General features: G+C 65.6%; 12 protein-coding genes and 1 tRNA gene. 8 read left to right on the plus strand and 5 right to left on the minus strand.

What is annotated here, in order from left to right; translation table 11 throughout:
- Both HG250_RS01385 and HG250_RS01390 read left to right on the plus strand, forming a co-directional pair.
- Nucleotides 1-471, plus strand: a 471-nt coding sequence (locus HG250_RS01385; RefSeq protein ID WP_170002098.1) for a hypothetical protein, incomplete at its 5' end; no start/stop codon positions are given.
- Between the two features lie 535 nt (nucleotides 472-1,006).
- On the plus strand, nucleotides 1,007-2,107 hold the full coding sequence (locus tag HG250_RS01390; protein WP_170002100.1) for a branched-chain amino acid aminotransferase: 1,101 nt from the start codon (nucleotides 1,007-1,009) through the stop codon (nucleotides 2,105-2,107).
- Between the two features lie 29 nt (nucleotides 2,108-2,136).
- On the opposite strand, the gene HG250_RS01395 is transcribed toward HG250_RS01390, so the two are convergent.
- Both HG250_RS01395 and HG250_RS01400 read right to left on the minus strand, forming a co-directional pair.
- Entirely contained in the window at nucleotides 2,137-4,167 is a 2,031-nt protein-coding gene (locus tag HG250_RS01395; protein ID WP_170002177.1) for an NAD(+) synthase, read from the minus strand.
- A 114-nt stretch (nucleotides 4,168-4,281) separates the two neighbouring features.
- Nucleotides 4,282-5,295 (minus strand): DNA topoisomerase IB, encoded by a 1,014-nt coding sequence (locus tag HG250_RS01400; RefSeq protein ID WP_170002102.1) that lies wholly within the window; start codon nucleotides 5,293-5,295, stop codon nucleotides 4,282-4,284.
- A gap of 134 nt (nucleotides 5,296-5,429) precedes the next feature.
- On the opposite strand from HG250_RS01400, the gene yghU reads away from it, so the two are divergent.
- The 3 genes from yghU to HG250_RS01415 all read left to right on the plus strand — a co-directional run bounded on the left by yghU (nucleotide 5,430) and on the right by HG250_RS01415 (nucleotide 8,159).
- Nucleotides 5,430-6,278: a glutathione-dependent disulfide-bond oxidoreductase gene (gene yghU, locus HG250_RS01405; protein ID WP_170002104.1), complete on the plus strand. Its 849-nt coding sequence runs from the start codon at nucleotides 5,430-5,432 to the stop codon at nucleotides 6,276-6,278.
- Nucleotides 6,279-6,375: 97 nt separating this feature from the next.
- Nucleotides 6,376-6,450 (plus strand) — tRNA-Gln (locus HG250_RS01410).
- A gap of 179 nt (nucleotides 6,451-6,629) precedes the next feature.
- Nucleotides 6,630-8,159 (plus strand): tetratricopeptide repeat protein, encoded by a 1,530-nt coding sequence (locus tag HG250_RS01415; RefSeq protein WP_170002105.1) that lies wholly within the window; start codon nucleotides 6,630-6,632, stop codon nucleotides 8,157-8,159.
- Nucleotides 8,160-8,226: 67 nt separating this feature from the next.
- Here HG250_RS01415 and HG250_RS01420 read toward each other — a convergent pair whose 3' ends face one another.
- Nucleotides 8,227-8,949, minus strand: coding sequence for a cistern family PEP-CTERM protein (locus HG250_RS01420; protein WP_170002107.1), 723 nt, complete (start codon nucleotides 8,947-8,949; stop codon nucleotides 8,227-8,229).
- A gap of 273 nt (nucleotides 8,950-9,222) precedes the next feature.
- Complete coding sequence (locus HG250_RS01425) at nucleotides 9,223-11,229, minus strand: YadA-like family protein (RefSeq protein ID WP_170002109.1); 2,007 nt, start codon at nucleotides 11,227-11,229, stop codon at nucleotides 9,223-9,225.
- A gap of 420 nt (nucleotides 11,230-11,649) precedes the next feature.
- On the opposite strand from HG250_RS01425, the gene HG250_RS01430 reads away from it, so the two are divergent.
- From HG250_RS01430 to HG250_RS01440, 3 genes are read left to right on the plus strand one after another with little or no spacing between them, the layout of a single operon-like run.
- Nucleotides 11,650-12,789 carry an HWE histidine kinase domain-containing protein gene (locus HG250_RS01430; RefSeq protein WP_170002111.1) on the plus strand — a complete coding sequence of 380 codons (1,140 nt, stop codon included), beginning with the start codon at nucleotides 11,650-11,652 and terminating at the stop codon, nucleotides 12,787-12,789.
- A complete protein-coding gene (locus tag HG250_RS01435; protein ID WP_170002113.1) occupies nucleotides 12,782-13,177 on the plus strand; it encodes a response regulator in 396 nt (131 codons plus the stop codon). The genes HG250_RS01430 and HG250_RS01435 overlap by 8 nt, the downstream gene beginning before the upstream one ends.
- A 15-nt stretch (nucleotides 13,178-13,192) precedes the next feature.
- Nucleotides 13,193-13,456, plus strand: a complete 264-nt coding sequence (locus HG250_RS01440; RefSeq protein WP_170002115.1) for a hypothetical protein — start codon at nucleotides 13,193-13,195, stop codon at nucleotides 13,454-13,456.
- A gap of 100 nt (nucleotides 13,457-13,556) precedes the next feature.
- Here HG250_RS01440 and HG250_RS01445 read toward each other — a convergent pair whose 3' ends face one another.
- Nucleotides 13,557-15,623, minus strand: coding sequence for a S46 family peptidase (locus tag HG250_RS01445; protein WP_170002117.1), 2,067 nt, complete (start codon nucleotides 15,621-15,623; stop codon nucleotides 13,557-13,559).
- Nucleotides 15,624-15,681 lie beyond the last annotated feature (58 nt).

The following is a 15,681-nucleotide window of genomic DNA, read 5'->3' on the forward strand; positions in this document are numbered from 1 at the left end:
CCGCAGCCGACGCCCGCTCCGCCGCAGCGCCCGGCCGCCGTGCCGCCGCCGCCGATCTCCGTCCGATTGCCCGTGCCGCAGAACTGGATGGATGCGGCGCGCACCCCCGGCGACTGGGCCTATCGCGGCGGGGCGCAGCGCAGCGGTGCCTATTATGGCGAGCCTGGACAGGGGGCCGTTTTCGCGATGCAATGCGACCGCGCTTCGCGGCAGGTGGTGCTCAGCCGTGCCGGTCAGGCCTCCGGCCCCGTGCCGGTGCGAATCCTTACCGAAACCGCCGACCGCATGGTGACCGCGCAGCCCTCCGCAGGCGCTGCTCCGACCATCGAAACCGCTTTGTCCGCAAACGACCGGCTGCTCGACGCCATGGCGCTGAGCAAGGGCCGCTTCGCCGTCGAGGCGGCGGGCCTGCCGACGCTGTATCTGCCAAGCTGGCCCGAGGTGACCCGCGTGATCGAGGATTGCCGCTGAGGCTGGTGAAAAATTTCAGGCTGCATCTTGCCTTTGCGTTCATTACGACTCACAAAGGGGGCAGGACAGGCGGACCACGCCGTCCCGGGCCGCGATGATACGCAAGGGCTCTTGGCTATACAGCGCGAAAGGAGGTGATCCGATGTCTCATGGTTCAGCAAGGGGGTCGGTACAGTTCCGCACGAGGCATTATCGCGCCTGACGCGATAAAGGCTTACGTGGGCGGCACTTCCGGCCGCTGACCATGCGAAGGGCGGTTCCCGGCAGATGCCGGGGCCGCCCTTCTCATTTGTTCGCTTGGGGGGCAGGTTCCCGGCAGATGCCGGGGCCGCCCTTCTCATTTGTTCGCTTGGGGGGCAGGTTCCCGGCAGATGCCGGGGCCGCCCTTCTCATTTGTTCGCTTGGGGGCGGGTCGCCGGCGATCGGCCGCAGTCACTCTTCTCTTTCGCGTAACTTGCCAGCGATGCTCGAGCCGCCTCTTGCAAGCGCCCGCGCTGCGGATTACCCGCGCGGACAAGAACCCACAGGAGCCAGCATGGCCGACGCGCCCAGACCAGAATTCACCACCCTCGCCCATCCCGCGCCCGTTCCCGGCGAAACGCGGGCCGAGGCGCTGGCCGATCCCGGATTCGGCACGTTGTTTTCCGATCACATGACGGTGGTGGATTACGATGCGGACAAGGGCGGCTGGCATGCGGCGCAGGTCGGCCCGCGCGGACCGCTCAGCCTCGACCCCGCGACTGCCGTGCTGCATTATGCGCAGGAAATCTTCGAAGGCATGAAGGCCTATCGGCAGGACGATGGCGGAGTCGCTTTGTTCCGCCCCGAACAGAATGCCCGCCGCTTCAACGAATCGGCCCGCCGCATGGCCATGCCCGAAGTCCCGGAGGAACTGTTCCTCGAAGCCGTGACGCGGCAGGTGCGCGCCGACCGCGACTGGTTCCCCCGCGTCGATGGCGGCGCATTGTATCTGCGGCCCTTCATGTTCGCATCCGAAGCGTTCCTGGGCGTTCGCCCCGCGCGGCAGTACAAGTTCATCACCATCGCCAGCCCGGTCGGCGGCTATTTCAAGTCGGGCGCCCCGGCGGTGTCGATCTGGGTCAGCCGCGACTATGTGCGGGCGGCCCCCGGCGGCACCGGCGCAGCCAAGACCGGCGGCAATTACGCCGCCAGCCTCGTCCCGCAGAGCGAGGCGACCGCGCGCGGGCACGACCAGGTCGTGTTCCTGGATGCCGTCGAGCGCAAGTGGATCGAGGAACTGGGCGGCATGAACCTGTTCTTCGTGATGAAGGACGGCAGCATCGTCACGCCGCCGCTGACCGGCACGATCCTGCCCGGCATCACTCGCGACAGCCTGATCACCCTCGCCCGCGCCGAAGGGCTGGAAGTGCGCGAGGAACCCTATTCCATCGACCAGTGGCACGATGATGCGGAGAGCGGGCACCTGGTGGAAACCATGGCCTGCGGCACCGCCGCCGTGGTCACTCCGGTGGGCAGGGTGGCGGGGCCGGAAGGCGAATTCACCATCGGCAGCGGCGGTCCGGGGCAATTGACGCAGAAACTGCGCGAGCGCCTGCTCGGCATCCAGCGCGGCACCCTGCCCGACACACACGACTGGATCGTCCGGCTGGACTGATCCGGCCGAAAACCGCCGCCCGTCTTTTCCTATTTCTCCGGCACCCGGGCTGCCAGTTCCGCCTTCCACACGGCGGCCACGGCATCGCTGGGCGCGCGCCAGTCGCCGCGCGGGCTGAGCGCCCCGCCCGACGATACTTTCGGCCCGTTCGGCAGCGCGCTGCGCTTGAACTGGCTGAATTCGAAGAAGCGCCACAGGAACTTCTCCAGCCACAGGCGGATGGTGGCCAGATCGTAGGCATTCTTCGCCTGTTCGGGAAATTCCTCCGGCCACAGTCCCTGCTGCGCGTCATTCCATGCGTGCAGCGCCAGGAAGGCGACCTTGCTGGGCCGCTGGCCGAAGCGGATGACGTGGTGCAGGAAAAAATCGTTGAGCTCGTAAGGGCCGACCTGCCCCTGAGTCGATTGCACCTCGCCATCCTCCCCGATGGGCACCAGTTCAGGCGTGATCTCGGTGGCGAGAATGTCTTCCAGAATGGCATCGGTCTCGGGCTCGAACCGGTCGGTGCGAGTCACCCAGCGGATCAGATATTGGATCAGCGTCTTGGGCACGCCGGAATTCACGGCATAATGGCTCATCTGGTCGCCGACGCCGTAAGTGCACCAGCCGAGCGCCAGTTCCGACAGATCGCCCGTGCCGATGACGAAGCCGCCGTGCTGCCCGGCCAGGCGGAACAGGTAATCGGTACGAAGCCCTGCCTGCACATTCTCGAAAGTGGTGTCATAGACCGGCTCGCCGCCGGCGAAGGGATGGTCCATGTCCTGCAGCATGAGAGTGGCGGCGGGGCGAATGTCGATTTCCTCCGCCGTGATGCCGAAGGCTTCCATCAGCCGCCATGCGTTGCTCTTCGTGCCCGCGCTGGTGCCGAAACCGGGCATGGTATAGCCGCGGATCATCTTGCGGCTGAGGCCCAGCCGGTCGCAGGTGCGCGCCGCCACGATCAGCGCATGGGTGGAATCCAGCCCGCCCGAAATGCCGATGACCATGCTCCTGGCCCCTGTCGCCTCCAGCCGGCGCGACAGGCCATCGACCTGTATGTTGAACGCCTCGTAGCAATCCTGATGCAGATCGGCGGGGTCGTTCGGCACGAAGGGAAAACGGCGGATCGGGCGGCGCAGGCCGATATCCCTTTCCATGTTGCGGACGGAGAAGCCGATTCTGCGATATTCGGTTTCGGGCCTGCCCAGGTGTTCTGCGGCGTCGTTGAAGGTCTGCATCCGCATCCGATCGCCCAGGATGCGGTCGGTATCCAGATCGCAGACGCATAATTCGGCATCGCGGCTGAACCGTTCGGATTCACCCAGCAGATCGCCGAGTTCGTAGATGATGCCCTGCCCGTCGAAGGCCATGTCGGTCGTGCTTTCGCCGTGTCCGGCGGCGGAATAGAGATAGGCGCAGACGGCACGCGAGGATTGCGATTTGCACAGCAGATGCCTCTCGTCCGATTTGCCGATGGTGATGTTGGAAGCGGACAGATTGGCGATGACCGTCGCCCCGGCCAGCGCGGCACGGGTGCTGGGCGGGTCGGGCGACCAGAAATCCTCGCAGATCTCCACCCCCAGCACGAATCCCGACAGATTGTCGGCGGCGAACAGGATGTCGGTGCCGAAGGGCACCTCGTGCTCGCCGAGCCGGATGGTGCGGCCCTGAATGCGGCGACCATGAGCGAACCAGCGTTTTTCGTAGAATTCGCGGTAATTGGGCAGATAGCTTTTCGGCACCACGCCCAGCAGGCGGCCATGGGCGATGGCCAGCGCGCAATTGAACACCTGCCCGCCGTGGCGCAGCGGCGCGCCGATCAGCAGCACGGGCGACAGGTCGGCGCTGCGCTTCACGATCTCGCCCACCGCATTTTCCACCGCATCCAGCAGAGCGGATTGCAGCACCAGGTCGTCCAGCACATAGGACGACAGGCACATTTCGGGAAACAGCACCAGGTCGACGTCGCATTTATCCGCCCGCCGGGCTTCCGAAAGAATGGCCTCGGTGTTGAAGGGAACATCGGCGGTACTCACATGCGGCGTGCTGGTGGCGACCCGCACGAAACCGTGGCGGTGCATGTGGTGGAATCGTTCGCGAAGCGGATATGTATCGTCGGACAAGCTTGGTGGTCCCCCCTCAAAATATCTGTTGCGGCCGGTTGCGTCCCTGCCGGTTGCGTTCCTGCCGGAGCTTCAGGCGGCTAGCAATTCTTCCGCCGCCGGAGCATTTTCCAGCATGGCGATCAAGCCGCGTTCGGCGCGGGTCAGCCATTTGGTGCTGCGCGGCAGGTCCAGCGTCTCGCGCCATTCCTCCTGCCGGTCGACCAGTTCGAAGATCGCCGGATGGATGTAACTGCGGCGCGTGACAGCGGGCGTGTTGCCCAGTTTCTCGGCCACGGCGTCCAGCAGCGCCTTGATCGTCAGCCGCTCCTTCGCAGTCGCCAGCATCTCGAATGCCATGACGCTGGCGTGCCAGGTGCGGAAATTCTTGGCGGTGAAATGTTCGCCCATCGTCTCGCACAGGAAATCATTTACCTGGCCCGAGCAGACAGCGTGCAATTCGCCGTCGTCATCGACATATTGAAACAGGTTCTGCCCCGGCAGATCCTCCATGCGGCGAACCATCTTCGCCAGCGCGCCGTCGGTCAGCGTGACCTCGCGCTGCTTGCCGGACTTGCCCTTATAGCGAAGGCGCAGCGTCTTGCCGGTAATCTCGGCATGGCGCGCGCGCAGGGTGGTCGCGCCGAAGCTCTTGTTCCGCTTCGCATAGCTTTCATTGCCGACGCGGATCGCGCCGAGGTCGAGCAGGCGCACGACGCTGGCCAGCGCCCGCTCGCGCGTCAATTCGCCGCCGGAAAGTTCTTCCTCCACCCGCTTGCGCACCAGCGGCAGCAGATTGCCGAAAGCGAGGCAGGCGTCGAATTTCTCGCCCTCGCGCCAGGTGCGGAAATCGGGGTGGTAACGATATTGCTTGCGCCCCTTCGCATCCACGCCGGTGGCGAGGATATGGCCATTGGGCGCGGGGCAGAACCAAGCGTCCTGATAGGCGGGCGGCAGGGCGATGGCGTTAAGACGGGCGCGTTCCGCCTTGTCGGTGATGAGCGCGCCGGTCACGTCATAATAGGACCAGCCCTTGCCCGAACGCTTGCGCGAGATACCGGGCAGATCGTCGTCGACGAAGATGAGCTTGGGAGGTTTGCTGGCCATGGTCTGCTGAAAACGCGCGAGGGGCGAAACGGCTCCCGTGCCGTGTCCGCCTGTGCCGCCACGCGCCCCCGGAACATCGGGGCTACGGCCGGATTGGAAGGGTACAACGCTGCAACTCAAGGACAATGTCACGCATGGCCGATAGCTACACCCCGCCCAAGGTCTGGACCCACGATGCCGAGAACGGCGGCAAATTCGCCAATATCAACCGCCCCACCGCCGGCGCGCGCGAGGACAAGGCGCTGCCCTCGGGCGAGCATCCCTTCAAGCTTTATTCGCTGGCGACGCCCAACGGGGTAAAGGCCTCGATCATGCTGGAGGAATTGCTGGAGGCGGGCTGCGCGGCGGAATATGACGCCTATACGATCAATATCGGCGAAGGGGAGCAGTTCACCTCCGGCTTCGTCGACATCAATCCCAATTCCAAGATCCCGGCCCTGATTGACCGGAGCGGCAAGAACCCGCTCCGCATTTTCGAAAGCGGCGCGATCCTGCTGTATCTGTCGGAGAAATTTGGCAAATTCGCCAATCAGACACCCGCAGGCCGAGCGGAAATGCTGAGCTGGCTGTTCTGGCAGATCGGCAGCGCGCCGTTCATCGGCGGCGGCTTCGGCCATTTCTACGCCTATGCGCCGGAGAAGTTCGAATATCCGATCAACCGCTACGCCATGGAAACCAAGCGCCTGTTCGACGTCGCCGACAAGCGGCTGCAGGAAAGCGATTTCCTGGCAGGCGAGGATTACACCATTGCCGACATCGCCGCCTTTGCCTGGCTGGCGCCCTTCACCACCGGCAATATCTACGAGGATGCGCGCACCTTCCTGTCGATCGACGAATACAAGGCCGTGGGCCGCTGGGCCGAAAAGATCGCGCAGCGCCCCGCCGTGAAGCGCGGGCGCATCGTCAACAAGACCTGGGGCGAAGAGAACGAACAATTGCGCGAACGCCACGCGGCAGCGGATTTCGAGGGCAAGGCGATCTGACCTGATGGCAGAGTGAGGGGCGGGGCGACACGGATTTTTACCGCCGCTGCCCCCTTTTCATCTCCGGCAGGCGCGCTATAGGGGCGCCTTGACCTGCTGGGGCGTCGCCAAGTGGTAAGGCAGCGGCTTTTGATGCCGCCATTCGCAGGTTCGATCCCTGCCGCCCCAGCCAGTTTCCTTTCATGCGAAAAGCGGCTGTCCCGGTTCGTTCGGAGGTCTGCCGCCAATGTCGTGGCTGGTGTCGCTGCGCCAGCTTGCTGCTGGTGCGGCAGGATCGCCTTGCGGTGAAGAATGCCTGGATTTTCGGATTACGTTCAGTATTCCTTCGCGAAGTTCAGATAGGGAACGGCCATGGCGAGACACCGAACTGCTCCGGCGCTGATGGCGTTACTGATGCTGGCGGCCTGCGGGCTGTCTCCCGAAGAACAGGCGAAGCGCGGCGCCGAAAGTTACGAGGCGCACCGCTTCAGCGCTGCGCGGCTCGATCTGATTGCGGCGCTGAACGAAAGGCCCGGCGATCTTCGCGCGGCGGAACTGCTCGCGCGCACTTATCTCGAGCTTGGCGACGGCGAGGCAGCCATGGCGGCGCTGGACAGGCTGGCCGAACGCGGGGCGCTGCCGGCAGACGGGGCCATTCTGCGCGGCGAAGCCGACCTGCTGCGCGGACGCTTTAACGAAGCGATCGGCCATGTCGCCGCCGAAGATACTGCCGATGCCTGGCGCATCCGCGCCCTGGCCCATATCGGGCTGGAGGATGTCGAATCCGCCGCGCAGGCCTTCGCCAGGGGCGCGGAAGCAAGCGCCCCCAAGGCACGGCTGCGCGCGGAACAGGCGCGGTTCGAACTGGGGCGCGGCAATCCTGTAAAGGCCCGCGAACTTGCCGAAGCGGCACTTGCGGAAGGCCCCGATGTGCTCGAAGCGCAGCTCGCCGCAGGGCAGGTGGCCGCTGCCGACGGCCGACTGGGCGATGCCCTCAGGGCATTCGAAGCGGCGTCCTCGGCCTATCCGGAGAACCGGTCGGCGCTGATCGGGCGAATCGCGACACTGGGCGATCTCGGCCGGACGGAGGAGATGAAGCCCCTGCTGGACGATCTTGCGGAGCGTGCGCCCGACGATCTCTCGGTCAGATTTCTGACCGCCCGCCTGGCGGCGACGTCGGGCGATTGGGATACCACGCGAAGAGAATTGCAGGACGTCGAGGCGCGGCTGAACGAGGTGCCGCAGGCCCGGCTTCTCTACGGGCAGGCCCTGGCCGAACTCGGCTTGCCCGAACAGGCGGCGACGCACCTCGCCAGCTATCTGCGGAACAATCCGGGGCACAGACTGGCGCGGCGGCTGCTGGCAGGCGCGCAGCTCAATTCCGGCAATGCATCCGCTGCCGTGGAGACGCTGCGCCCGCTCGCCTCGCGCCCCGAAGCGAATGTGCAGGAACTGACCCTGATGGCAGCGGCGACCGGTGCCGCCCGATCGCCCGATGCCGCAGCCTATGCCGCCCGCGCCCGGTTCCCCGCGGCCGAGATGCTGGGAAGCGAGCTTGCCCTGGCCGACAATGCCATGAAGCGCGAGGACTGGCGCAGCGCCGCGCGGGCCTACGACAATGTTCTGGAAACGACCGGAAGCGGGAACGTGCTGGTGCTGAACAATGCCGCCTATGTGCAGGGCCAGCTCGGTAATTTCGATGCGGCGCTGAAACTTTCCCGGAAGGCCATGAAGAAAGCGCCGGACAATGCATCCGTTCTGGATACGACCGGATGGCTGATGGTTCGCAGCGGCGACCGCAGCGGCGGGTTGCCCTTACTTCGCAAGGCAGCCCGGCTTGCACCGGACAACCGGGCCATTGCCCGCCATCTGGCCGAAGCCGAACGGGGGCAGGCCCGGTAGCCCAAGAGGTCGTTCAGCCGGTCGTTCAGACGGCTGTGTTCAGGCGGCCGTGTTCAGGCGACCGTGTTCAGGCGAGTGCCAGCCGCGGCGAGGGTGCGGCATTCCGCCGCCCGCGCCGGCGTCCGGCGAAAGCAAGCCCGACGAGGCCGAAGCCGAACAGCACGAGCGTACCCGGTTCGGGAACCTGCGTTCCGCCGCCCGACGATGTCGACGAACTGCTGGTCGCCGCACCGCTTGCCGACGTGATATTGCCTGCGCCGGTGATCGACTGATAGCGCACGAAGAAATTGTCGAGCGTGAGCGCGTTTACGGGTTCGGCGAAGCCTAGCATGAGCGAACCGGAACCTGACAGGCCGGTTTCGACCCCGCCGCTGTTGCCGGCGCAGCTGTTGCTCCGGCCGCCCTTGAAGCAGACATCGATATTGCCGATGCCGTTCGGATATTTGGAGTCCAGCACCGCGAAATTGTAAGTGCCGGTGCTGCGGGCGCTGCGGATATCGGGATCGGTGTCGAAAGCGAAGCTGGAAATGCGCGAGGTCACGCCGTTGCCGGTGGTATTTGCGACCGAATAATCGAAGCTGTAACCGGTATCGGTTACATTCTTCAGCGTGAAGGTGGTGGAGCCGCCAAGGCCGTCGACGATCTTGCCATCGGAAAAGCCGTTGTAATCGAGCGTGAAGCTGGTGCCGACGTCACCCGCCGTCAGCGTGATCGGATCGGCCAGCGCCGGGCTGGCGATCAGGGCCGAAGCCGCAATGGCGATATAGCCGAGTCGATTAATGCGCTTCATGTTCGGTCCCTCGTAAAATCTGATCCGTTCCTGTGCGAAAATCCCGCCGGAGTGAAGCACTTCACCGTGACTGTCCCCAACCGGCACAAATCCGCGCCGGATCTTGCGGCTCCAGGCGGCGTCTTTTCTTGCCAGTACTTATTCCCATTACTTATTTCACGGCCGCGTCAATCGGCCGCATGGCAAGGAAAAGGGGCCGAAGCGCGTGGCTCCGACCCCTCCCTTCCTGGTCCTCAGGAATGGCTCTCAGCTGTTGGCTGACGGCGCGGTGGTTTACCAGGAAGCCTGGAAACCGGCGCGCGCGCCCACCTCGCCGGAATCGAAGCCGACGCCGACGCCGCCGGTAAAGACGGTGCTGTCGCTGATGCGGTAACCGACCGATGCAGACCCTGCCACGCGATCGTTATAATAGCCGAAGCCGCCTGCGACGCCGAAGGTCCTGCCCGGCATGATCACCGGCGATTCCATCGACAGCGCCAGGGCGACGCCTTCATTCGCGCGGCGGGCCTGCATATCGTTTTCCGCCGCCAGGTCGAACAGCACAGCCTGACCGTCCTGCAACCCTGCGATGGCGCGGGAATTGCTGGCAATCATCGCCGAATTGCCCGCGATCAGCGCGGAACTGTTCGCGATCGCGGCGGTGTTGCCCATGATGGCAGTGGTGTTGCCGGCAATGGCAACGCTGTTCGCCTGCACGGCCGTGAAGCTGGCCAGATTGCTGAGGCCGGCAGACGAGCTTACGCCCAGCGTGCCGTTGGCATCGGCCGTGACCACTGCGATCGGACCGACCTGCGAAGCGGTGCTGTCGTCAAGCGATGCCACCACGACCTGCCCGGCATTGGTGGCGACGGCGCCATTGCCGATGGCAACGGAGTTCGTGCCGGATGCAACCGACTGGTTGCCCAGCGCGATGGCCCCGTCTCCGCTCGCCGCGGCGGCTTCACCCACGGCGACGGAGCGCACGCCCGTCGCCTCGGACAAATGGCCGAGCGCGGTCGCGCGTTCGGCCGTGGCATTGGCGCGCCAGCCGTAAGCCGTCGCACCTGCCCCGACAGCGGAGGCCTGTCCGCCGACCACAGTGGTGGAAGGGCCACTGGCGATGGTCGACATACCCATCGCGCCGTCGCGATTGCCGCCGATGGCGATGGAATCGCCGCCGGTCGCCTGCGCCGTATTGCCGATGGCGATGGCATTGCTGCCCGATGCGACCGCATCCTCTGCTCCGGCAAAGCTCTGGTCACCCGAAGCGGTGGTCTGATGGCCGACGGCGGTAGCCATCGCCCCGGTCGCCTGCGCCTGCCAGCCCAGGGCCGTCGCGCCCGGCGTATTCGCCAGGCTTTCGCCGCCGAGAGCGGTCGTCGAATTGCCGATCGCCATGGCATCGGCACCCAGCGCCAGTGCATCCACGCCATCCGCGACCGCGCCGTCACCATCGCCATCGGCATCGCCGCCGATGGAAATCGCGCCGACCTGACGCGCCTCTGCATCGCTGCCGATCGCGATCCCGGCATCGTCGGTCGCCAGCGCGCCGAACATGCCGCCATCGGTATTGCCGCCAATCGCGACGCCGCCACGGCCTTGCGCCGCCGCCGCTTCACCGGCTGCCGTGGAAGCGAAGCCGCTCGCCTCAGACAGATGGCCGAGCGCGGTCGAGCGTTCCGCCGTCGCATTGGCGCGCCAGCCATAGGCCGATGCACCTGCTCCGACTGCGGAGGACTGCCCGCCGACGACGGTGGTGGAAGGGCCGCTGGCGACGGTGGAGAAGCCGGTCGTACCGTCACGATTGCCGCCGATGGCGATGGCATCGCCGCCGGTCGCCTGCGCCGTGTTGCCGATGGCAATGGCGTTGTCGCCCGAAGCAACCGCATCTTCCGCCCCGGCAAAGCTCTGGTCACCCGAAGCGGTGGTCTGGTGGCCGACGGCCGTGCCCATCGCCCCGGTCGCGCTCGACTGCCAGCCCAGGGCCGTCGCGCCCGGTGTGTTCGCCAGGCTTTCGCCGCCTACTGCCACGGTGGACGGGGCGCTGGCGACGGCGGGATTGGCACCGGCATCGTCCGAGCCGATCGCCACTGCATCGGTTCCGGTCGCACTCGCGCCGACGCCCACGGCAGTCGCGCCATCTGCGGGCGCCTCGGCATCGGTGCCGCATTCGGTCGAGTTCACGCCGGCGCCGTCGTTACAGGGCGGCGTCGTGTCGGCCGATGCAGGAGCGACGATGAACAGCGTGGCCGACCCGGCCAGCAGCGTCGCGGCGAAATTTTTCCTGGATTGCATTTTCATTGAGACTTCCTCTTCCCTTCAGGACCAGAAAGCCGTGACGACGACGCGCGCTAAAGGGCAGGTCGACCATCCAAGTCAAACCCCCCGTCTTTTCCCCGGCGCGCAAGGCCACGGCGTGTCATTATTTGCGAATGACATTAATCCTTACGCCGCATGAACGGGAATGGATGCACGGAACGGAAAAATTACTGAAGATCATGTGCCCGAGATCATGCCGCTCCCGTCATTTACATTCCCTCCTCGCGGGCATGGCACCGTCCGGCGCGGGGGTGAAACCGGCGACCTGCTCATCGGGAAAAACCTTTTGTGCGCAGGTTATGCTTTACCTTGGCGCAGCTTTCCGGTTTTCGTCCGGGACAGTCCGGCCAATATTGCCGCTATGGTCCGCACCGGTCCGGACGCGATTTCTTGGAGGGCGGAATGCCGCATCGCAGCGCAAGTGAACTACGGCACGAAATCGCCAGGCTCGAGGACGAACTGGCCGCTGCCAGCGCCGCACGTGCGCAGGACGCCGCAACGGCACGGGATGCGGCGCAGCGGATCACTCACCTCGAAGCGGCGCTCGACGTGGTGCCGGTCGGCGTGATCATTGCCGATCTTGGTGGCAGGATCCTGCTTGGCAACAGGCAGGTGGAGGTATTGCTGCGGCACCCGGTCCTGCATTCGCGCGATGTGGACAGCTATGACGAATGGGTGTCGTTCCACGGCGATGGCCGCCGCGTCGCGGCGCATGAATATCCGCTGTCGCGCATCATCCGCAACCATGCGGATCACGCCGAACTGGAAGTACATTACCAGCGCGGCGACGGCACCCGTTTCTGGATGAACATCATCGGCGAGCCGGTTACCGACCGCGAGGGCAACAGGATCGGCGCAGCGGTCGCGCTGGTCGACATCGAGGCGAAGCAGCAGATGCTGGCGCGGCAGAAGACGCTGATCGCCGAACTCGATCACCGGGTGAAGAATGCCTTTGCCGTGGTGAAATCCATCGTCAGCCAGTCGCTGCGGACCTCCGGGGTTCCCGCCGGATTGCGCGAGACGCTGGACCACCGGCTCGACGCCTATGCCAAGGCCCATGCCCGGCTGGTCGGTTCCAGATCGGACCACGAGAAGATCGGCCTCATCGCCGGCGACATCGTGTCGGCAATCGCGGGCGAGCGGGCGCAGATGCACGGGCCGGAAGTGGCGCTCCCCTCGCGCCAGGCCATGGCGCTGTCGATGGCATTCTACGAACTGGGCACGAATGCGGTGAAATACGGCGCATTGTCAGCCCCGCAGGGGTCGATCGATCTGCGCTGGCATATCGAGGCGGTGGCCGCGGGCGAGCGGCACCTGATTGTGGATTGGCTGGAACGGGGCGGCCCACCGGCGGTTGAACCGGAAACGAAGGGTTTTGGATCCTTCATCGTCAAACGCGCTATCGAAGCCGAAACCGGCGGCAGGGTGCGATTTGTCCATGGCGAGGAAGGACTGGAATGGCACCTTGCGATGCCGCTTCCGGCCCATGCCCCTGAAGCTGAAACTGAAAACGGTAATCAACCAAGGATCGACCATGAGTGACCAGCCAGTAAAGATCTTCATCGTCGAGGATGAAGTTCTGGTGGCTTTCGAAATGAGCGACACGCTGGAGGACCTGGGCTTCGAGGTCGTCGGCCCGAGCCTGCGGCTGGACGATGCCGAGGCCCGCGCCAAGGACAGCGAGATCGACGTGGCCATGCTGGACGTCAACATGGGCGCGGGCCTGACGACGAAGCCGGTCGCGGATATCTTGCGCGAACGCGGCATCCCCTTCATCTTCATCACCGCCTATGATTCCGCGCAGATCTCCTTCCTCGGGCCGGATGACAAGGTGCTGCGGAAGCCGGTGAACAGCAATTCGCTGATCGACGCCCTGCGCCAGGTCTGGCCCGATCTGCCGCCGGAGATCAAGTCGGCGCGGCTGCTCTGAGCGGCTGCGGCGCCCGTGCAATTCGACGATATGCTCCGCCGCTATTTCGGCACGGATGATTTCGCGGCCGTCAGCGCCGAAGCGCGCGCCGCGGGCACGGAACGGATGCGGGTGGACCTGGGGCTGGAGCGTGATCAATCGCGGCGGTTCGCGCTGTGGATGCTGCTCTACCAGCTTGACGCCGCCCCCGACCTCGATGTCGCGTTCAAAAGCGAGGAGGAGCGCAGTGCCGCGCGCAACATGATGGGTCTGCTGGCGGCGCAAAGCGGGGAAGAATAGCGCCTCTGCGCCGCGTTTCGCTTCGCGGCGGCAACGGGGCCGGTGATATATCCTGTTGATAGCGGGCAGAGCTCTCGCCCTGCCCGCTGCGAAATCAGCTTCAGTTGCGGCGTGCCTGTCCGCCGTTCAGTTCCGCCACCAGCGCGGGAGCGGGATAGATGGTTTCCAGCGCTTCCTGCACCGCGGCGGCGGAGACGGCCACGGTGCGGTTCAGCAGCGGATCGTAGCCGTAATTGCCGCCCAGCGAATGGATGTTGCCGTCGAATGCGGCGCCGATCACCGTGCCGGCGCGGTCGACGACCGGGCTGCCCGAATTGCCGCCGATGATGTCGTTGGTGGTGACGAAATCATAGGTGATCGCCTTGTCGATCTGCGCCTCTTTCGCTGCGAATGCGGGCGCGAGGTCGAAGGGTTCGTTGCCCGTTGCGCGGTCGAAGGTTCCGCCCAAAGTCGTGGCGATGGGCACCTGCTGGCCGCGCTCCTCCCAGCCCTGCACCTTGCCGTAGCTGATCCGCAGGGTGAAGGTGGCGTCGGGATAGAGCGTGTCGCCATAGGCCGCGAAACGCGCATCGGCGAGCTGCGCCCCCGCCGCCGTCAGCGGGCCGCTATATTCCTCGTCGATCAGCCGGTCCAGCTCGCGCTGGCGCGGCACCAGTCGCAGCGCATACTGGATCAGCGGATCGCTGGACGCCTCCACCGCTGCAAGTCCGCCTTCCCATAGGGCGCGGCGGAATGCGGGATCGGCCAGCCGTGTGTTGCCGACAAGCCGTTCGGCCAGCATCTCCGGGCTTTCGCGGCCCAGCAGCAGGCGCGTATCGGCATCGTCGGCGCCCAGATATTCGCGCGCCTTGGACAGGCTCCATTCCATCTGCAACGCATCCAGCCAAGGATAGACCGGCCGTTCGTCCAGCAGGCGTTTTTCGAGCAGCGGCAGCGCGCTGTCGGTATAGCCCGGCAGGCGTTCGGCATTGGGTTTCGCCCGTTCCTGCGCGGCCATGACCAGCGCGCGGGCATAGCCATAGAGATTGCCCGACGGGCTGGTGAAACGCGCGGGCAGATACAATGCGCGATAGGCGGTGACCGCATCGTCCACCTGCGCCCAGGGGTCGCCCACGGCGGGGTTGGCGGCGCTGCGGGCGATGAGATCGGCCTCGGCGCTTTCCAGCCGGGCGGTGAAGGCCGGGTCGTTCAATGCGCGGGTGCGGCCGATCTGCACCTTAAGGCTGTTCTCGATCCCGCCCAGCAGGTCGCGTCCCTCGCGTTCGCGCTCCTCGCTCTGGCTCATCGCCTGGATCAGGCGGCCACGCAGTTCGGACAGGGTGGCGAGAGTGATCGGCAGGCGCACCTCGCGTTCGAAGGCGATCTGGCCCAGCGTGTTGAGGCGCGATGTCGAACCGGGATTGCCGACGACGAAAGTCGCTTCGCCTTCCACCGGCGCGCGCGGGTTCCATCGCAGGAATTCGGGCGTGTTCACCGGCTGGCCGTTCTCATAGGCGCGCAGGAAGCTGGCATCGAGCGAATAGCGCGGAAAGTTGAAATTGTCGGGATCGCCGCCGAAAGTCGCGGCGCGGTCTTCCGGCGCCCATGCGAGGCGGACGTCGGAATATTTGCGATAGGTGTAGAGCTTGTACTGCCCGCCGCCGAACAGGGCGACGACCTGGCAGCGCGTGGTCGCGGTGTCGGGGCAGCCCGCCGCCTCGATCTCGGCGATGCGGGCGTCGCGGGCGCGGGTCAGCGCCTCGCCCGTGGCGGTGCCGATGGCCTGCTTGACCTGCGCGGTCACATCGGTGATGCCGGTGACGACTTCGGCCTGCTGACCGGCGCATTTCAATTCCCGGTCGCGGCGGTCTGCGACGAAGCCACGCGCGAGCAGATCGTTGTCGCCGGTGGAGTTCTCATAGACGCAGCTGGCGACGCAGTGATGATTGGTCAGGATCAGCCCGTTGGGCGACACGAAGCTGGCGGAACAGCCGCCGGTCAGGCGCACGGCGCTGGCGCGGACATCGTCCAGCCAGGCCTGATCGGGCGCCCAGCCGAATTCCCGTTCCATCCGCTCGGCCGGAAAATTGTCGAAGGTCCACATGCCTTCCTCGGCACTGGCGGGGCTCGCCGCGGCAGAGGCGGCAAACAAAGCGGCCGAGGTGAGGAAGAAGGCGCGATAGGTCATGGGAAAGGCTCTCCGGTGTTTTGCCGCTGATCGGCTTGCCGCCTTCTTGCCGCGCCGC

The organism is Pseudopontixanthobacter vadosimaris (genome assembly GCF_012979275.1).
In the GTDB taxonomy this organism is placed as follows: Bacteria; Pseudomonadota; Alphaproteobacteria; order Sphingomonadales; family Sphingomonadaceae; genus Pseudopontixanthobacter; species Pseudopontixanthobacter vadosimaris.